Below are 20,960 nucleotides of genomic sequence, written 5' to 3'. Positions count from 1 at the left end.
GGTGTCACAGGCCGCGGCGGGAGTCGTGGCACCATGCGCGCATGGACGACTCGAACGACTCCATGGCCATTGCCGTCGTGGGCCTGGGCCTGCGCTTCCCCGGTGCATCGGAGGAGCGCCGCTTCTGGAACAACCTGGCCTCGGGCGTGGAGTCCATCACCCACCTCGATACCGCTCAGCGCGCGAAGGCGGGGATGCCCACGGAGCCGGAGTGGGTGGCTGCAGCCGGCGTGCTCGAGGGCGCCGAGCTGTTCGATGCCGCCTTCTTCGGCTTCTCCCCGGGCGAGGCGGAGCAGTTGGACCCGCAGCACCGCCTCTTCCTCGAGTGCGCGTGGTCCGCCCTGGAGTCGGCGGGACACCCGCCTCGGGGCTCGCCGCTGCGCGCGGGCGTCTATGCCGCGTCCACGTTCAGCACCTACTTCCTGTCGAGCCTGCTGCCTCGGGCGGGACGCGACGCGGCCCGCCTGAGCGACAGCCTCTTCTCCACGGGCCTCGACTTCGTCGCGACGCGCGTCTCCTATGAGCTGGACCTCACCGGCCCGGCACTCACCGTGCAGACGGCCTGCTCCTCGTCGCTGGTGGCGGTCCACCTCGCGGTGCAGGCGCTGCTGGCGGGCGAGTGCGACCTGGCGCTCGCGGGCGGCACCTCCGTGCGCGTGCCGCAAATCTCGGCCTACCGCTTCCAGGAGGGCTCCATCCTCGCGCCCGATGGCCACTGCCGCCCGTTCGACGCGCGGGGCGCGGGCACGGTGGCGGGGAACGGCGTGGGCGTCGTCGTCCTCAAGCGGCTCGCGGATGCGCTCGCGGACAGGGACCCCATCCGCGCCGTCATCCTCGGCACCGCCATCAACAACGACGGTGGCGGAAAGTCGGGCTTCAGCGCGCCTTCCGTGGACGGCCAGGTCGCCGTCCTCAACGACGCGCTGTCCATGGCCGGCGTGGCTCCAGGGGACATCTCCTATGTCGAGGCCCATGGCACCGCCACGCCGCTGGGAGACCCCGTGGAGGTGGCCGCGCTCCAGGAGGTGTTCCGCGGCGCCGCGCCCGGCAGCATCGGCCTGGGGGCCGTGAAGTCCAACCTCGGGCACCTCGACGCCGCGGCGGGCGTGGCCGGGCTCATCAAGACGGTGCTGGCGCTGGAGAACCGCCTCCTTCCGCCCACCGTGCACTTCACCTCGCCCAACCCGCTGCTGGGGCTGGAGGGCAGCCCGCTGTACGTGGTCGCGCGGCCCACGCCCTGGCTCGGACCGGCGCCGCTCCGCGCTGGCGTCAGCGCCTTCGGCATCGGCGGCACCAATGCCCATGCAGTGCTGCAGGAGGCGCCGCCCGTCCCACACGACGAGCCCCGGCGCGGCGAAGAATTGCTCCTGCTGTCCGCGAAGTCCGAGGCCGCGCTGGAGCGGATGACGGCGGAGCTCGCCGAGCACCTGCGCTCGGGCCGCGAGCCGCTGGCGGATGTGGCCCATACGCTCCAGGTCGGACGCGCGCGCTTTCCCTGGCGGCGCTTCGTCACCTGCGGCCGGGAGGAGGACGCGGCGGCGCTGCTGGGCGGAAGTGAGCCGGGGCGGGTGCGCACCGTGCTCGACGCGGCCGAGCGGCGCGGGGCGGCCTTCCTCTTCCCCGGCGGTGGCTCGCAGCACGTCAACATGGGCGCGGAGTTGATGCGCGAGCCCGTCTACCGCGCGGCCATCGACCGGTGCGCCGAGCTGCTGCGGGGCCCGCTCGGAGGCGACCTGCGCGAGGTGATGTTCGCCGTGCCCGAGCGCTTCGATGCCGCGAGCCGGGAGCTGGCCCGCCCGCTGTGGACGCAGCCGGCGCTCTTCGCCTGCGACTGGGCCCTGGCCGAGTTGTGGCGCTCCTGGGGCGTGCAGCCGGAGGCGATGCTGGGGCACTCGCTGGGTGAGTACGTGGCCGCCTGCGTGGCGGGCGTCTTCACGCTGGAGGAGGCCCTGGAGCTCGTCGCGGCGCGGGGGCGGCTGGCGGAGGGCATGCCTCCGGGGGCCATGGTGTCCGTGCTGGCGCCGGTGGCGGAGGTGGAGCCGCTGCTGGGCCCGGAGCTGTCCGTCTCAGCCGTCAACGGGCCCGCGACGTGTGTCATCGCCGGGCCGCCCGGTGCCGTCGAGTCCTTCGAGCAGGCGCTCGCGGCACGCGGCCTGGAGTTCCGGCGGGTGCGCTATCCGCGGGCCATGCACTCGTCGATGCTGGACCCCTACCTCGCGGACTTCGCGCGGGTGGTGCGGCGCGTGACGCCGCGGCCGCCGACGCTGCCCGTGGTGTCGAGCGTCACCGGGCGCTGGCTGGAGGCGCGCGAGGCGACCGACCCCGAATACTGGGTGCGCCACCTGCGGGAGACGGTGCGCTTCTCCGACGCGCTGGAGTGCCTGCTGTCCTCCGGGGACAAGGCCCTCATCGAGGTGGGGGCGGGTTCCATCCTCTCGTCGCTCGCGCGGCAGCACCCGGCGCGGACGTCGCAGCCGGTGATTGCCTCGCTGCCGGGAAGCTCCGAGCGGAAGACGAGCCCCCTGCACGCGCTGGGCGAGGCCTGGCAGGCGGGGGTGCCCATCGACTGGGAGGGCTTCCGCGCCGGGGAGCGCCGTCGGCGGGTGGTGCTGCCGACGTACAGCTTCGACCGGGAGCGGTACTGGCTGGAGCCCGTCGACTCCTCGGCAAGCACCGTCCGCGTCGAGCCGCCGCCACCTCGCGAGCCCCGCCACGTGTCGCGGCGCGCGGGACCGGCGGCGCTACCGCGCAACGAGATGGAGCGGGCGCTGGCGGGCTCGTTCCAGGAGTTGTTCCGTCTCGAGGAGGTCGGCATCCACGACGACTTCTTCGCGCTGGGGGGCGACTCGCTGCTGGCGCTGCGGCTGACCGCGTGGATTTCGGACCGGTTCGGCGTGCGTCTGGCGCTGAAAGAGGTGCTGGAGGCGCCCACGGTGGCCACGCTGGCCCTTCGGCTCGGAAGGGCCGAAGGGGCCGCGCCCGTGGCGAGGACGGGCCCTTCATGCCTCGTGCGGCTCCAGGAGGGCACGCGCGGGACGCCGCTCTTCTTTGTGCACGCGGCCGGAGGAGAGGCGCTCTTCTACCGCGAGCTGGCGCGGAGCATCGGTCCGTCGCGGCCGGCGTATGGGTTCCAGGCGGTGGGGCTGGAGGGCGCGCCGTGCCACACCTCGGTGGAACAGATGGCGGCGCACTACCTGGAGGCGCTCCGCACAGTGTGGCCTGCCGGGCCCTACCTGCTCGTCGGCGCGTCCTTCGGCGGCAGCATCATCTTCGAGATGGCGCGCAGGCTGACCGCCGAGGGCCACGCGGTGCCGCTGTGCGCGATGCTCGACGCGCCCGGCCCGGGGGCCTTCCCCGAGCCGTTCGAGGATGACGCCGAGGCGCTGGCGTACCTGGCGGGCATCTGGGTGGACGTGCCAGCGGAACGGCTGCGCGGCCTGACTCCTGACGCCCGGCTCCAGCACATCATGGACGCGTCGGCGCGCGCGGGCGTCCAGGCCTTCGCCACCGTCGAGCAGGGCCGGTGGTGGTTCGCGGTGTGGAAGGCCAACCTGGAGGCGATGCTCCGCTACACGGCGCCGCGCTGGGACGGCGAGGTGCAGTTCTTCCGCGCCGCCGAGCGGCTCCCTCGCATGCCGGCGTTCATGGAGCAGGCCTGGACCGAGCGCTGCACGGTGCTGCGACTGGAGGTCGTCCCCGGCAATCACGAGAGCATGCTGCGACCGCCGCACGCGCAAGGCCTGGGCGCGCGGCTGGCGCGCCTGCTCCCCGACTGAAGGGACTCACGAACCCGAGCGCCCCCGACGCTGCTGCGCCATCCGGCGCAGGTTCTCCCGCCGGCTGTCTCCCGAGGGGCTCGCCGCAGGCGGTGGAGCCGGGGGCCCGCCATCACCGGAGAGGTGCGCGGCCTGGGCACGCACCGTGGCGTGGCGGAGCAACTCCAGCAGCGGCACCCTGCGCCCCACCAGTGCCTCCACCTTCACGTGCACGGACTGGAGCAGCAGGGAGGTGCCGCCGACGTCGAAGAAGTTGTCGGCCGCACCCACCCGCTCCAGCCGCAGCACGTTCGCCCAGATGGCGGCGAGCGCCTGCTCCAGGCCCTCGCGTGGCGCAGTGAAGGTGCCTTCGGCCTCGGAGCGCTGGGGGGCCGGCAGCGCGCGCCGGTCCGGCTTGCCGTTGGTCGTGAGGGGGATGGCCTCCAGCGGGACGAAGAGGGCGGGCACCATGTGCTCGGGCAGGGTGCGGCGCAGGAAGGTGCGCAGCGCGTCGGTGGTGGCAGGCTCGCCCGGGGCGGGAACCCAATACGCCACCAGGTGTTTGCCGCCGGGACCGTCCTCGCGCACCACCACCACGGCGTCCTTCACGGCCGGGTGGGCGAGGAGCGCCGCCTCGATTTCGCCCAGCTCGATGCGGAACCCACGCAGCTTCACCTGGGTGTCGTTCCGTCCCCCGAACTCGAGATTGCCATCCGGCAGCCAGCGCACCCGGTCACCCGTGCGGTACATCCGGGCACCCGGGGCCGCATCGAGCGGGTCTGGCAGGAAGCGCTCGGCGGTGAGGTCCGGGCGGTCCAGGTAGCCGCGCCCCACGCAGCGCCCGCCGAGGTACAGCTCGCCCCAGACGCCTTGAGGCACCGGCCGCAGCGAGCCGTCCAGCACGTACCCCCGCACGTTGGCCAGGAGCCGGCCGATGGGGGGTAGCATGCCCTCCGTGCCGTGCGAGGCCACCGCGCCCGTGGTGGCAATCACCGTGCACTCCGTGGGCCCGTAGGCATTCACCAGCGTCGCCGGGAAGCGCGGGCCGGGGCGGCGGTGGAGCCGGTCGCCTCCGGTAAAGAGCACCCGGAGCCGCAGTCCCTCCGGCCACGCCTCGTCCAGCACCGCCTCCGCCATGGGCGTGGGCAACAGGCCCAGGGTGATGCCCTCGTCGGCAATCCACTGCACGAGCCGCCGGAGCTCGACGCGCATTTCCTCCGAAGGCAGGTGCACGCTGGCTCCCGCCGTCAGCGGTGCCCACATGTCGAGCACCGTGGTGTCGAAGGCCAGGCCCGCCGCCACCATGCTCCGGTCCTCGCACGTCACCGCATGGGCCTCGTGGTACCAGCGCAACAGGTTGTCCACCGTCTGGTGGGTCACCGCCACGCCCTTGGGCCGGCCGGTGCTGCCGGAGGTGTAGATGACGTACGCGAGGTTCTCCGCGAGCACCTCCGTGCGCGGCGCGTGCGCGGGCTGGACATCCAGCGCGGGCTCCGCGTCGAGGCAGAGCGTGCTCACGTCGACACCGCGCATCGCCGGGACGAGGGACTGCTGCGTCACCACCGCGAGGGCTCCGCTGTCCCGCACGAGCTGGCGCAGCCGCTCCTCCGGGTACGTCGGGTCCAGGGGCATGTAGACGCCCCCGGCCTTGAGGATGCCGAGCGCCGCCACGACGTAGTCGACCGAGCGCTCCATCAGCACGGCCACCACCCGCTCCGGCCCCACGCCCCGTGCACGCAGGAGCCAGGCGAGCTGGTTGGCGCGAGCGTCCAGCGCACCGTACGTCATGGTCCGGCCCGGGCTCGACACCGCGAGCGCCTCCGGGTGGCTGCGCGCGTGGGCTTCGAAGCGTGTGTGGAGGCCGGCGTCGCGCGGCCAGTCCACGCGGGGGCCGTTCCACTCCACGAGCAACTGGTGCCGCTCGGCCTCGCTCAGCAGGGGCAGCTCGCGCACGGGCTGGCCGGCATCGGCCACCGCGGCCTCCAGCACCGCGCGCAGGTACCCGGCGAGCCGGGCCACCGTGGCCGCATCGAACAGGTCCGTGTTGTATTCGAAGGCGCCATCCAGGCCCGACGGCGTCTCCCACAGCACGAGCGAGAGGTCATGGCGGGACACCCGGCTGTCCGCGTCCACGATTCGCTCTGTCAGTCCGGGGAGTTCCAGCGCCAGGGTGGCCGTGCTCTGCAGGGTGAACATCACCTGGAACAGCGGCGAGCGGCTCACGTCCCGGGGCGGCTTGAGCGCTTCCACGAGCCGCTCGAAGGGCACGTCCTGGTGGGCGTACGCGCCCAGCGCCGCCTCCCGCACCTGTTGCAACAGCGAGCGGAAGGGCGCCTCGGGTGCCACTCTCGCGCGCAGCACCAGCGTGTTGACGAAGAAGCCGATGAGGCCCTCCACCTCCTGGCGGTTGCGGCCGGCGATGGGCGAGCCGACGACGATGTCCTCCTGGCCGGTGTAGCGCGACAGCAGGGCCTGGTAGCCCGCCAGCAGCGTCATGAAGAGGGTGGTGCCCTCGCGCTGGCCGAGCTGGCGGAGTCCCTCGGCCAGTGGCGAGGGCAGGTGGAGCGAATGGATGGCCCCGCGGAAGGTCTGCACCGGGGGGCGTGGCCTGTCGGTGGGAAGCTCCAGGGAGGTGGGCACACCGGCGAGCTGCTTCCGCCAGTAGTCGAGCTGCGCCTCCAGCGCGTCGTCCCGCAGCCACTGGCGCTGCCACACCGCGAAGTCCGCGTACTGCACCGGCAGCGCCGGCAGAGAGGGGGGCCGCCCGGCGACGGCGGACGCATACAGCTCTCGCAGCTCGCGCAGGAGCACTCCCAGCGACCAACCATCCGAGATGATGTGGTGCATGTTGAGCACCAGCACCTGCTCGGCGTCGCCGAGGCGCAGCAGCACCAGTCGCAGCAGGGGGCCCGTGGTGAGGTCGAAGGGACGGCGCGCCTCTTCCTCCACCCGCCGCCGTGACTCCTCCTCACGCGCGTCCTCCGGCAGCGCGCGCAGGTCTACGAACTCCAGCGGCACCTGCGACTCGGGGGCGATGCGTTGGACGGCGCCGTGTTCGTCCTGGCGGAAGACGGTTCGCAGGGATTCGTGACGCTGGACCAGGGCGTGGATGGCGCGCTCCAGCGCTGGTGTATCGAGCACCCCCTCCAGCCTCAGCGCCAGGGGGACGTTGTAGACGGGGCTGCCCGGCTCCATCCGGTCGATGAACCACAGTCGCTGCTGGGCGAAGGACAGCGGCAGGGGGCCGTCCCTCGGCGTGGGCACGAGCGGCGGGACGTGCCGTACCTGCCCCATGCCGACGAGAGCCTCCAGGCGCCTCGCGAGCTCGGCCACGGTGAGGGCCTCGAACAGCGTGCGCACCGGCACTTCCACCTGGAGCGCCTGCCGCAGTCGCGAGACGACCTGGGTGGCCAGCAGTGAGTGGCCGCCCAGCTCGAAGAAGTTGTCCTGCGCGCCTATGCGGGACTGGCCCAGCAGCTGCTGCCAGATGGAGGCGACCCGCTCCTCCATGGGCGTGCGCGGCGGTACGAAGTCTTCGCGCGGGCCGTCCAGGTCCGGAGTCGGCAGCGCCTTGCGGTCCACCTTGCCACTCGGCGTCAGCGGCAGCGCGTCCAGGTGTACCCACGCGGAGGGCACCATGTACTCGGGCAGCCGCTCCTTGAGGAACGCCTTCAGTGTTCCCGTATCAGGACGCTGACCCTCGATGCCGAGGACCCACGCCACCAGACTCTTCCGGCTCGCCCCGTCCTCGCGCGCGGCGACGACGCAGTCGCGCACGGCGGGGTGCTTGGCCAGAGTGGCCTCGATTTCGCCCAGCTCGATGCGGAAGCCGCGCACCTTCACCTGGGTGTCGCGGCGCCCGAGGAATTCAATGGCCCCGTCGGCGCGGTAGCGAGCCTGGTCGCCCGTGCGGTACATGCGCGCTCCGGGCCGGGTGCCGAACGGGTCCGGGATGAAGCGCTCCACGGTGAGGTCCGGCCGTCCCCAGTAGCCGCGAGCCACCTGAAGGCCGCCGATGTACAGCTCGCCGGGCACACCTACGGGGACGGGCTGCAGGTGCGAGTCGAGCAGGTGGATGCTCGCGTTGGCGATGGGCGTGCCGATGAGGGGCAGGTCGGGCCACGGCGCCGGGTCGCCGGAGAGGACGCAGAGGGTGGCGAGGTGCGTCTCCGTCGGACCGTACTGGTTGTGCAGCACCGCGCCGGGCAGCCGCTTCATCAGCAGGCGCAGGGCTGGGGTGATGCGCAGTTGCTCACCTGCGGTGATGATTTCCTTGAGGTGACGGGGCACCAGGCCGTCCTGCTCGGACACCTCGGCGAGGTTCTGCAGGGCGACGAACGGAAGGAACATTCGTTCCACGCCGCGGGCGTCCATCAACTCCAGGAGGGCGTGAGCGTCGCGGCGGACGTCCTCGGAGATGAGCACCAGCTCACCGCCGCCGGCCCAGGTAGCGAGCATCTCCTGGAAGGAGACGTCGAAGCTGAAGGCGGAGAACTGGAGGGTGCGGCCTGAGGGGACGGAGGAACTCTGCCGCTGGAAGTGGATGAGGTTGGCGAGAGAGGCGTGGTGCATGGCGACGCCCTTGGGGGCGCCGGTGGAGCCAGAGGTGAAGATGACGTACGTGAGCGACTCGGGCCCCGCGGTGGGCACCGGGTCCACGTCAGACTCGTGAGCGAAGGCGTTGGCGTCGTCGAGGATGAGGGTGGTGGCGGTATGGGACGGCAGCACGAGCTGGAGGTGGCGCTGGGTGAGCAGCACGCGCGCGCCGGACACCTCGAGCATGGCGGCGAGGCGCTCAGCGGGGTAGGCGGGGTCCAGGGGGACGTAGGCGCCGCCGGCCTTGAGGGTGGCGAGGACGGCGAGGGGGAGGTGGAGCGAGCGGTCCACGCAGATGGCGACGCGCTCGTCGGGCCCGACGCCGAGCGCACGCAGGTGGTGGGCGAGTTGGTTGGCGCGGCGGTTCAGCTCACCGTACGTGAGGCGCGAGTCCCCGAAGCTGGCGGCGATGGCGTCGGGGGTGCGCGCGGCGGAGGCCTCGAAGAGGGCGTGCACGGTGCGCAGGGCGGGGTATGAGACTGCCGTGTCGTTCCACTCGCGCAGCACCTGGTGCCGCTCGACGTCCGTCAGCAGGAGGAGTGAGGCCAGCTTCTGCTCCGGCCGCGCGAGGACGCCTTCCAGCAGGCGCGAGTAGTGCCCCGCCATGCGCGCCACCGTCGCCTCGTCGAAGAGGTCGGTGTTGTATTCCCAGAGGCTCGTCCATCCGGCTGGCGTCTCCCGGACGAAGAGGGTGAGGTCGAACTTCGCCATGCCCGGCTCGAAGGCGAATTCCTCCACGGCCACGCCGGGCAGCTCCCACGCGGCGAAGCCTTGCTGGAAGACGAACATCACCTGGAACAGCGGCGTGCGGCTCACGTCGCGCACGAGCACGAGCGCGTCCACCAGTTTCTCGAAAGGCATGTCCTGGTGCGCGTAGGCACCAAGGCTCGCCTCTCGCACGCGACCCAGCAGCTCGCGGAAGCTGGCGTCGCCGGACGCCTTCACGCGGATGGCCAGCGTGTTGGTGAAGAAACCGATGAGGCCCTCTACCTCGCGGTGGTTGCGGCCGGCGATGGGCGTGCCGACGACGATGTCGGGCTGCCCGCTGTAGCGCGAGAGCAGCGCGTGGAAGCCCGCCATGAGGAGCATGAAGGGCGTGACGCCCGCCTCGCGGCTCAACTCCTGGACGGCGCCGGGCAGCTCGGCGGGAAGGCGCTGGTGGAACTGGGCCCCGCGGAAGGTCTGCACCGGAGGGCGCGGCTTGTCGGTGGGCAGCTCCAGTACGGGCGGAGCCCCGGAGAGCTGGTCCTTCCACCAGGCACGCTGCGCCTCCAGCACGTCGCCTCGCAGCCAGTCTCGCTGCCAGTGCGCGAAGTCCGCGTACTGCACTGGAAGCGCCGGGAGCGTGGCCTCCTCACCGCGCACGTGCGCGGCGTAGAGCGCCTTCAGCTCCCGCGTCAGCACGTCCGACGACCAGAAGTCGCAGACGATGTGGTGCATGACGAGCAGCAGCACATGCTCATCGGTCGACGCGCGCAGCACCGTGGCCCGCACGAGTGGCCCGTGCTCCAGATCGAACGGGAGGCGCACCTCCGCCTCCGCCCGCTGGCGGATGGCCGCGTCCGACGCACTCTCCAGGGACTCCACGGTGAAGGGCAGCTCCGGACGGTGGGAGATGCGCTGCACGGGCTGGCCGTCCACCTCGATGAACGTCGTCCTCAGTGCCTCGTGACGCTGCATGAGGTCCGCGAGGCTCCGCTCCAGCGCGGTGACATCCAGTTGCCCCTTCAGCCGCAGGAAGAAGGGAACGTTGTACGAGAAGCCTCCGGCGTCCAGCCGCGCGAGGAACCACAGTCTCTGCTGCGCAAAGGACAACGGCAGCGCGGCGTCGCGAGACACCGGAACGAGGGGTGGCGGAGGAGGCCCCGCGTCGTCGCGAGCGGACTCGATGCGGCGCGCCAGCTCCGCGACGGTGGGCGCCTCGAAGAGCACGCGCACCGGCAGCTCGCGCTGGAGCACCTCGCGCAAGCGCGACACCACCTGCGTGGCCAGCAGCGAGTGGCCACCCAGCTCGAAGAAGTTGTCGTGCGCGCCCACGCGCCGCACTCCGAGCAGCGGCGCCCAGATGTTCGCCACCACCTCCTCCAGGCCCGCGCGCGGCGCGACGTAGCCCTCGCGTCCCGCTTCCTCCTGGGGCGCGGGCAGCGCCTTGCGGTCCACCTTGCCACTCGGCGTCAGCGGCAGCGCATCCAGGAGCACGAAGGCGGAGGGCACCATGTACTCAGGCAGCGTGGCCTTGAGCTCCGAGCGGAGCACCGAGGGACGGACCTCCGCACCCGCCTCCGGCACCACGTAGGCGGCGAGCCGCTTGTCCCCGGGCGTGGGCTCGCGCACCACCACCGCCACGTCGCGCACGCCTGCCAGCCTTCGCAGCGCGGACTCCACCTCGCCCATCTCGATGCGGAAGCCGCGCAGCTTCACCTGGTCATCGGCGCGGCCCACGTACTCCAGATTTCCATCCGGGCGCTGCCGCACCAGGTCTCCCGTGCGGTACAGCCGCGCGCCCGGCTCGGTGCTGAAGGGGGCCGGCACGAAGCGCTCGGCCGTGAGGTCCGGCCGGCCCAGGTAGCCGTGCGCGAGGACGTCACCGCCGAGGTACAGCTCACCCGGCACTCCCATGGGCACCGGCTGCTGATACCCATCCAGCACGCAGGCGCGGACTCCAGGCGTCGGCCGACCGATGGGGACGGAGCCCCAGCCCAGCTCCGCCTCGGGCACCGGGTCCAGGTCTCCCAACACGCTGATGACTGTCGTCTCCGTGGGGCCGTACTCGTTGGTCAGTCGCACTCGCGAAGGAGCCGCCCGCCGCCACTGGAGCACTTGCGAGGCGGGCACCTTCTCGCCACCCGTGGCCACCAGGCGCACGCTGTCGGGCAGGCGTGCCGAGCCACTGACGAGCGCGGACGTCAGCGTCCCCCAGAAGGCCGTGGGCAGGTAGAGCAGGGTGATGCCCCATGCTTCGCACCGCGCGCAGAAGGTGGCCGGGTCCAGCATCGCCTCGGTGCGCAGCACCACCCTGGCTCCGGTGAGCAGTGCCGGAAAGATCTCCTCCACGCTCTGGTCGAAGCTGAGCGTGGAGAACTGCAGCACCTGGTCCTCGGGCGTCAGGCCATAGATGCAGGCGTTGCCCAGCGCATAGCTCACCAGCGCGCGATGCGGCGTCATCACCGCCTTGGGCCGGCCCGTCGAGCCAGACGTGTAGATGAGGTACGCGAGCGACTCGGAGGGGACTGCCTGGCTGGGGTTCTCCTCCGACTCCCTCGCCAGCGCGGCGTCTACTTCGAGCACCTCGACGTCCAGGGCGCCCACCCGCTCCAGCAATTCGGCGCGCGTGACGAGCAGCCGGGTGCCCGAGTCGGACAGCATGTACTCCAGGCGCTCGCGCGGGTACTCCGGGTCCAGCGGGAGATAGGCCGCCCCCGCCTTCAGCACGCCCAGCAGGGCCACCAGCGCCTCGCACGAGCGCTCCAGCAGCACGCCCACGAAGCTCCCGGTCCGCACGCCCCGCCGCACGAGGTGATGCGCGAGCTGATTCGCCCGGGCATTCAGCTCGCGATAGGTGAGCTGCGCACCTTCGGAGACCACCGCTACCGCGTCCGGCGCACGCTCTACCTGGGCCTCGAAGAGCCGGTGGGTACGCGGCTCCGCTGGCACCTCCGCTCCGCCCCAGCTCCACCCCACCCATGTCTGGCGTCGCTCCGCCTCCGTCAGCAGCGGCAGCGTCGGCAGTCGTTGCTCCGGGTCGGCGACGGCCCCCTCCAGCAGCCGCACATAGTGCGTCGCCATCCGGGCCACCGTCGCCTCGTTGAAGAGGTCGGTGTTGTACTCCCAGAAGCTCACCCAGCCTTCCGCCGTCTCGCGGACGAAGAGGGTGATGTCGAAGCTGGCCACCCCGGGGTCGACGTCCAGCAGCTTCAGGGAAACTCCGGGCAGCTCCACCGCGGACGAGGGCACGTTCTGCTGCGCGAACATCACCTGGAAGACCGGGGCGCGGCTCAGGTCGCGCGCCGGCTGGAGCACATCCACCAGCTTCTCGAAGGGCAGGTCCTGGTGGGCATAGGCCCCCAGGCACACCTCGCGCACCTGGCGCAGCAGCTGTCGGAACCCCAGCTCGCCGGAGACATTCACGCGCAGGGCCAGCGTGTTGACGAAGAAGCCGATGAGCCCCTCCACCTCGCGCTGCGTGCGGCCCGCGATGGGCGAGCCCACCACGATGTCCGGCTGCCCGCTGTAGCGAGACAGCAGCACCTGGAAGCCTGCCAGCAGCGCCATGAAGAGCGTCACGCCCTCCTGCTGGCTCAGTCCGCGCAACCGCTGTGTCATCCCTGGCGGCAGGGGCACCCGCAGCATGGCGCCCCGGCTGGTCTGCACTGGGGGACGGGGCCTGTCGGTGGGCAGCTCCAGGGCGGGCGGTGCGCCAGCCATCTGCTCGCGCCAGTAGCCCAGCTGCGCCTCCAGCACCTCACCCCGCAGCCATTCCCGTTGCCAGCACGCATGGTCCGCGGCCTGCACCGGCAGTGCCGGAAGCGAGGGCGCCATGTCGCGAGAGAAGGCCCGGTAGTGGGCCTCCAGCTCCCGCACCAGCACTCCTACCGACCAGCCGTCGCAGACGATGTGGTGCATCACGACGAGCAGCACGTGCTCGTCCACCGCGAGGCGCAGCAGCTTCGCCCGGACGAGCGGGCCGGTCCGCAGGTCGAAGGGGCGCTGGGCCTCCTCCTGGGCCCGCTTCGCGAGCGTGGCCTGTCGCGTGTCGTCAGTCAGCTCCGCCACGTCTTCCACCAACAGCCGCAACACAGGCTCCGGTGCGATGCACTGCACAGGCTGGCCGTCCACCTCCGCGAAGGTGGTCCTGAGCGCCTCGTGGCGCTGGACGATGGCGCGCAGGCCTCGCTCCAGCACGGCCACGTCGAGCCGCCCGGTGAGCCGCGCGAAGAAGGGCACGTTGTAGGTGAAGGCGCCGGGGGTGAGCTGCTCGATGAACCACAGGCGCTGCTGGCCGAAGGACAGCGGCAGGGAGCCTATCCTCGGTGCGGGCACCAGCGGGGGTGGCCGCCATTCCCGCGCGTCCTCGCCCAGGGACTGGAGCCGCTCGGCGAGCTTCGCGACGGTGGGCGCCTCGAACAGCGCGCGCACGGGCAGCTCCACGCCGAGCACCGCGCGCAGGCGCGACACCACCTGGGTGGCGAGCAGCGAGTGGCCGCCGAGCTCGAAGAAGTTGTCATGCGCCCCCACGCGGGACTGGCCCAGCACGAGCGCCCAGCTCTCGGCCACCCACTGCTCCATCGCGGTGCGGGGCGGCACATGCTCCCTGGCGCTCTCGTCGAGGTCCGGGACGGGCAGGGCCTTGCGGTCCACCTTGCCATTGGGAGTGAGGGGCAGCGCCGGCAGCGCTACGAAGGCCGAGGGCACCATGTACTCGGGCAGCTTTGCCTGCGCATGCGCGCGCAGCTCCGCCATCGCGGGCGCCTCGCCATGGGGGACGAAGTACGCGACGAGCCGCTTGCCGCCGGGCCCGTCCTCGCGCGCCACCACCACCGCTTCGCGCACACCGGGGTGGCGCAGCAGGACGGACTCCACCTCGCCGGGCTCGATGCGGAAGCCGCGCAGCTTCACCTGTCCGTCCAGCCGGCCCGAGAATTCGAGGCGCCCGTCCGGCAGCCACCGCGCCCTGTCTCCGGTGCGGTAGAGCCGGGCCCCGGGCTGCGCACTGAAAGGGTGCGGAATGAAGCGCTCCGCCGTCAGCTCCGGGCGGCCGAGGTAGCCCCACGCCAGCCCGTCCCCGCCCGTGTACAGCTCGCCCCAGACGCCCACGGGCACCAGCTGCAGTGCCGTGTCCAGCAGGTACACCTGCGTGTTGGCGATGGGCCGGCCGATGGACACCGTGGGACCCACCTGCCGCGGCTCCGTCATCGGGTTGCAGCAGGTGAAGGTGGTGTTCTCCGTGGGGCCGTACCCGTTGACGAGCAACCCACCCTGGGAGAGCCGCGCCCGCACGGCGGTGGGGGAAAGCACGTCGCCGCCGGCCAGCACCTGCCGCACGCCCGACAGGGCCTCCGGCTGCGAGGCCATCATCTGCTCGAAGAGCGCGGCCGTGAGCCACAGCGTGGTGACGCCGTGCCGCACCAGCGCGCGGCCCAGCTCCTCCAGCGAGGGCGCGTGCTCGGGGAAGAGCACCAGCTTCGCGCCGTTGAGCAGTGCGCCCCACAGCTCGAAGGTGGAGGCGTCGAAGGAGATGGGGGCGAGCTGCAGGAGGACTTCGCGCGGCGACAGCTCCACGAAGCGCGAGCCCTTCACCAGGCGCACCACGCCCCGGTGCGGAATGCCCACGGCCTTGGGCCGTCCCGTCGAGCCCGACGTGTACATGACGTACGCGAGCCCGTCGGCGGGCATCGGCTCGCCGTCCATATCCTCGTCACGCTCCTCCACGCTGGACGCCTTCACGGGCTCCAGGGGCACGACGTCCACGCGAAGGTCCGGGGGAAGACGGGAGAGGAGCGCGGGCTGCACCAGCAGCACCTGGAGGCCCGAGTCCTCCACCATGAAGGCCAGACGCTCGCCGGGGTAGGCGCTGTCGAGCGGCACGTACGCGCCACCTGCCTTGAGGATGGCGAGCGTGGCCACCACCAGCTCCAGCGAACGTCCCGCGCACAGTCCGACGCGAGTACCGGCCAACACGCCGCGACGCCGCAGCTGCCGGGCGAGCTGGTTGGCCCGCCCGTTCAGCTCGGCGTACGTCAGCCGCGCATCCTCGGACTCCACCGCCACGGCGTCCGGGGTGCGCGCCACCTGCGCCTCGAAGAGGGCGGTGATGCTCGCCTCACGCGGATACTCCGTCCGCGTGTCGTTCCACTCGACCCGCAGCTGGTGGCGCTCGTCCTCGGAGAGCAGCGGCAGCTCCGCGAGGCGCAGCTCCGGCCGCGCCACCGCCGCCTCCAGCAGCCTCGCGAAGTGCGCCGCCATGCGGGCGATGGTGGCTTCGTCGAAGAGGGCGGTGTCGTACTCCCACAGGCCCACCAGCCCCTGCTCCGTGTCGCGCACGAAGAGCGTCAGGTCGAACTTCGACACGCCGGGCTCGAAGCCAGGCTCCTCGGCAGTCACACCCGGCAGCCGCAGCTCCGCGCAGGGCGCGCCCTGGAGGACGAAGGAGACCTGGAACAGCGGCGTGCGGCTCGCGTCTCTCGCCGCGCCGGTGCCGTCCACGAGCAGCTCCAGCGGCGCTTCCGGATGGGCATAGGCCCCCAGGCACAGCTGCCGCACCCGGCGCAGCAGCTCGCGAAAGGTCCACGCGCCGGACGACGCCACCCGCAGCGGCAGCGTGGTGGTGAAGAGGCCGACGAGCCCTTCCACCGCGCGCGGGCTCCGCCCGGAGCTGGGCGAGCCCACGACGGTGTCCCACTGCCCGCTGTAGCGCGCGAGCAGGACATGAAAGCCCGTCAACAGCGTCATGAAGAGGGTGACGCCCTCGCGGCGGCCCAGCGCGCGCACCTGCTGGGAGAGCTCGGCGGACAGCGGCACCGGGAGGACCGCGCCCCGGAAGGACTTCACCGGCGGCCGGGGCCTGTCGGTGGGCAGCTCGAGCGCGGGCGGCGCACCGGCGAGCTGCTCCTTCCACCAGGCCACGGCCGGCGCGAGGGCCTCATCCGTCAGCCAGTCCCGCTGCCAGATGGCGTAGTCCGCGTAACGCACCGGCAGCTCCGGCAGGGCAGGGGGCGCGCCGGTGGAGAGCGCCCGGTACAGCTCCGTCAGCTCGCGCTCCAGCACGCTGAAGGACCAGCCGTCGCAGACGATGTGGTGCATCACGACGAGCAGCACGTGCTCGTCGCGAGACACGCGCAGCAGCCGCGCCCGCAGCAGCGGCCCACGCTCCAGGTCGAAGGGGCGCCGCGCCTCGTCGTCGGCGCGCTGGCGGACCGCCGCATCGCGCGCGTCCCCGGCCAGCGACTCCAGGTCCTCCACCGGCAGCGCCACCTCCAGCTCCGGCGCGACGCGCTGCACGGGATGGCCCTGCACCTCCGCGAAGGTGGTGCGCAGCGCGTCGTGCCGCCGGACCACTTCCGCCAGGGCGCGCCGGAGCACGTCCACGTCGAGCGGGCCCTTCAGCCGCGCGAAGAACGGCGCGTTGTACGCATGGCCTCCCGCATCGAGCCGCGCGAGGAACCACATGCGCTGCTGGGCCAGGGACAGCGGCGCTTCGCCCTGCGTCGATGCCGGGACGAGCGGTGGGGGCCGGCGGGCTCGCGCCGTGCTCGCGACGGACTGCCGGTCATCCTTCACGTCCTGCGACGCTGGGTGTGTGTTCTCGGGCATTTGGAAATCAAGAATCTACCAAATGGCCCGAAGGAACCGCCTTGCTCGCTTTCCGCTGGAGTCCCTTCAGCCCACACGTCCCACCTTGCCACCGTGCTCGATGGCGGCCCGTGCTTCTTCCAGGCGTTCCTTGAGCCCGGCCGCCAGCGTCTCCACCAGGGGCCGCGTCAACATGGAGTAGTGGTCCCCGGGCACCTCGTGCACTGCGAGTCCCCCCGGGGTTCGCGACGTCCAGCCGTGGTCCCAGCGTGACTCGCGGGCCACGAAGAGGGTGACGGGCCCCTCGTACGGCGGCGGCTCGTAGGCCCACGCCGCGCGGAGGTTGCCCTCGAAGACGCGGCGCAGCGCCGGGTACGGGAAGGCCTGGCTTGCGTCCTCCAGGGTCCGGAGTCTCTCCTCGGGCGACTTCCCCTCCAGCGCGGGCATGGGCTGTCCCGCCGCGCGCAGCAGGTCCTCGAAGAACAACTCCCGCAGCGCCGACTCCGGCAGCTCCGAAGCCTTGGGGCCTTCACCGCGGAGGTCCGCCGAGGTGTCGAGGAGCGCGAGCAGCGCCACCTCCTCGCCCTCGCGTCGGAGCTGGCACGCCATCTCGAAGGCGATGGCGCCGCCCATGGACCAACCGCCGAGCAGATAGGGCCCGTGGGGCTGCACGGCGCGTACGGCCGTCACGTACAGCGCGGCCATGGCGGGGATGGACTCCGGCAGCACCTCGTCCCCGTCGAGCCCGCGTGCCTGGAGCCCGTAGAAGGGCTGCTCCGGGCCCAACCGCCTTGCCAGCTCCGCGTACGGCAGCACGCTGCCGCCCACCGGGTGGACGCAGAAGAAGGGACGCCGGCCGTCTCCGGCCTGCAGCTCCACCAGCGGGGACCAGGGCCCCGCGTCCTCGTGCAGCAGCTTCGCCAGGTGCTCCACCGTCGGGTTCTGGAACAGCGCCGTCACCGGCAGCGGCCGCCCCAGCTTCGCCCGGATGGCGGACTGGAGGCGCAGCGTCAGCAGCGAGTGCCCGCCCAGCTCGAAGAAGTTGTCGCGCACGCCCACCGGCTGCACGCCGAGCACTTCCTCCCAGATGCGCACGAGCCGCAGCTCCAGCGGTGTGCGCGGGCCGATGAAGGCGCGGGACGCCTCGCGGCTTCCCTCCGGCACCGGCAGTGCCTTGCGGTCCACCTTGCCACTGGGCGTCAGCGGGAAGGCGTCCAGCGGCACCCAGAGGCCGGGCACCATGTACTCGGGCAGCCGTTCCTTGAGGAAGGCACGCAGTACGCTGGCCTCGGGGCGCTGGCCCTCGGTGGCGATGAACCACGCCAGCAGTCGCTTCTGGCCGGTGCCGTCATCCCGCGCGTCGACGATGCAGTCGCGCACGGCGGGATGCTTCGCCAGCGCCGCCTCGATTTCGCCCAGCTCGATGCGGAAGCCACGCACCTTCACCTGCGAGTCGCCGCGCCCGAGGAACTCCAGCTCGCCTTCCGCGCGGTGACGGGCCTGGTCACCTGTCCGGTACAGCCGCGCTCCGGGCTCCGTGCTGAACGGGTCCGGCAGGAAGCGCTCCGCCGTGAGCTCGGGCCGGCCGAGGTAGCCGCGGCCCACCTGGACGCCGCCGACGTACAGCTCGCCCGACACGCCCATGGGTACGGGCCGCAGGTGCTCATCCAGCAGGTAGATGCGGGTGTTGCTCAGCGGCCACCCGATGGACGGCAGGTCCGGCCACGTCTCCGGGTCTCCCTTCAGCGTGAGGGACGTGACGGCGTGGGCCTCGGACGGGCCGTAGTGGTTGTGCAGCACGCCGCCCAGCCGCTGCATCAAGCGCCGCAGGGCCGGCGTCATCCGGAGTTGCTCGCCCGCCACCATGATTTCCTTCAGCCGCGAGGGCACCAGCCCCTCCCGGTCCGCGACCTCCGCCAGCCCTTGCAGCGCAACGAAGGGCAGGAAGAGCCGCTCGATTCCGCCACGCTCCAGCAACCCCAGCAGTGCGTGTGCATCCCGGCGGACCTCCTCCGTGAGCAGCACCAGTTCCCCGCCCGCGGCCCAGGTGGAGAACATCTCCTGGAAGGACACGTCGAAGCTCAGCGCCGAGAACTGGAGCGTCCGGCCACCCGGTGCCACCGAGTCGCGCAGCTGCCAGTGCAGCAGGTTGACCAGGGCGCCATGGTGCAGCGCCACGCCCTTGGGCAGTCCCGTGGAGCCCGAGGTGAAGATGACGTACGTGAGCGACTCCGGCCCCGCGGTGGGCGCCGGGTTCGTGTCGCGCTCACGGGCGAGAGTCTCCCCCTCCAGGTCGAGAAGCAGAGGGGTGGCCTGTCCGGAGGGAAGCGCGTCGCGCAGGGCGTGCTGGGTGATGAGCAGCTTCGCGCCGGAGGTCCGAAGCATCAGGGCCAGGCGCTCTGCGGGGTAGGCGGGGTCCAGCGGGACGTAGGCGCCGCCGGCCTTCAACGTGCCCAGCACCGCCACGGGCAGGTCGAGCGAGCGCTGGACGCAGACGCCCACCAGTGTGTCCGTCCCCACGCCCCGCGAGCGCAGGTGGTGCGCGAGCTGGTTGGCGCGGCGGTTCAGCTCGCCGTACGTCAGGTGCGCGTCGCCGAAGCGGACGGCGATGGCGTCGGGCGTGCGCGCGGCGGTGGCCTCGAAGAATGAGTGCACCGTGGGCACGAACGGGTAGGGCACCGTCGAGCCCGCCCAGTCGACGAGCGGTTGCTGCTCGGCCTCCGCCAGCAGGGGCACGGTGGAGAGCTTCCGCTCCGGCCGCGCGAGGACGCCTTCCAGCAGGCGCGTGTAGTGCCCTGCCATGCGCGCCACCGTCGCCTCGTCGAAGAGGTCGGTGTTGTACTCCCAGAGGCTCGTCCACCCGGCTGGCGTCTCGCGGACGAAGAGGGTGAGATCGAACTTCGCCATGCCCGGCTCGAAGGCGAATTCCTCCACGGCCACGCCGGGCAGCTCCCACGCGGCGGAGCCCTGCTGGAAGACGAACATCACCTGGAACAGCGGCGTGCGGCTCACGTCGCGTACGGGCACGAGCGCGTCCACGAGCTGCTCGAAGGGCATGTCCTGGTGCGCGTAGGCGCCGAGGCTCGCCTCTCGCACGCGGCCCAGCAGCTCGCGGAAGCTGGCGTCGCCGGAAGCCTTCACGCGGATGGCCAGGGTGTTGGTGAAGAAGCCGATGAGGCTCTCCACCTCGCGGCGGTTGCGGCCGGCGATGGGCGTGCCCACGACGATGTCGGGCTGACCGCTATGGCGCGCCAGGAGCGCGTGGAAGCCCGCCATGAGGAGCATGAAGGGCGTGACGCCCGCCTCGCGGCTCAACTCCTGGACGGCGCCGGGCAGCTCGGCGGGAAGGCGCTGGTGGAACTGGGCCCCGCGGAAGGTCTGTACCGGAGGACGCGGCTTGTCGGTGGGCAGCTCCAGCACAGGCGGAGCGCCCGAGAGCTGTTCCTTCCACCAGGCACGCTGGGCCTCCAGCACGTCGCCCCGCAGCCAGTCTCGCTGCCAGTGCGCGAAGTCCGCGTACTGCACCGGCAGCGCGGGGAGCGTGGTCTCCTCACCGCGCACGTGCGCCGCGTAGAGCGCCTTCAGCTCCCGCGCGAGCACGTCCGACGACCAGAAGTCGCAGACGATGTGGTGCATGACGAGCAGCAGCACGTGCTCTTCCGAGGAGACACGCAGCACCGTGGCCCGCACGAGTGGCCCGTGCTCCAGGTCGAACGGGAGGCGCACCTCCGCCTCCGCACGCTGGCGGATGGCCGCGTCCGACGCACCCTCCAGGGACTCCACTGTGAAGGGCAGCTCGGCGCGAGGAGAGATGCGCTGCACGGGCTCGCCGTTCACCTCGATGAACGTCGTCCTCAGCGCCTCGTGACGCTGCACGAGGTCCGTCAGTGCACGCTCCAGAGAGGTGACGTCCAGTTGCCCCTTCAGCCGCAGGAAGAAGGGGACGTTGTACGAGAAGCCCCCAGCGTCCAGTCGCGCGAGGAACCACAGCCGCTGCTGCGCGAAGGACAGGGGTAGCGCGGCGTCGCGAGACACCGGAACGAGGGGTGGCGGCGGAGGCCCCGCGTCGTCGCGAGCGGACTCGATGCGGCGCGCCAGCTCCGCGACGGTAGGCGCCTCGAAGAGCACGCGCACCGGCAGCTCGCGCTGGAGCACCTCGCGCAAGCGTGACACCACCTGCGTGGCCAGCAGCGAGTGGCCACCCAGCTCGAAGAAGTTGTCGTGCGCGCCCACGCGCCGCACTCCGAGCAGCGGCGCCCAGATGTTCGCCACCACCTCCTCCAGGCCCGCGCGCGGCGCGACGTAGCCCTCGCGTCCCGC

At 72.0% G+C, this 20,960-nt stretch carries 3 protein-coding genes; 1 reads left to right on the top strand and 2 read right to left on the bottom strand.

Annotated features, from left to right (window positions below; genetic code table 11):
- The first annotated feature begins 41 nt into the window (after positions 1-41).
- A complete protein-coding gene (locus G4D86_RS42460) occupies positions 42-3,776 on the top strand; it encodes a type I polyketide synthase (protein WP_164000323.1) in 3,735 nt (1,244 codons plus the stop codon).
- 6 nt (positions 3,777-3,782) lie between these two features.
- On the opposite strand, the gene G4D86_RS42455 is transcribed toward G4D86_RS42460, so the two are convergent.
- Complete coding sequence (locus G4D86_RS42455) at positions 3,783-16,661, bottom strand: non-ribosomal peptide synthetase (protein ID WP_164000322.1); 12,879 nt, start codon at positions 16,659-16,661, stop codon at positions 3,783-3,785.
- Between the two features lie 66 nt (positions 16,662-16,727).
- The coding region (locus tag G4D86_RS42450; RefSeq protein ID WP_164000320.1) for an amino acid adenylation domain-containing protein at positions 16,728-20,960 on the bottom strand (4,233 nt) is incomplete at its 5' end.

Source organism: Pyxidicoccus caerfyrddinensis (genome assembly GCF_010894405.1).
Classification (GTDB): Bacteria; Myxococcota; Myxococcia; order Myxococcales; family Myxococcaceae; genus Myxococcus; species Myxococcus caerfyrddinensis.
Note: the sequence above shows the minus strand (reverse complement) of the source record. Positions and strands in the feature narration are given on the sequence as shown.

Excerpts from the sequence above, each read along its gene's own strand:
- G4D86_RS42460 (WP_164000323.1), top strand. The coding sequence starts at position 42 with ATGGACGACTCGAACGACTCCATGGCCATTGCCGTCGTGGGCCTGGGC.
- G4D86_RS42455 (WP_164000322.1), bottom strand. The coding sequence starts at position 16,661 with ATGCCCGAGAACACACACCCAGCGTCGCAGGACGTGAAGGATGACCGG.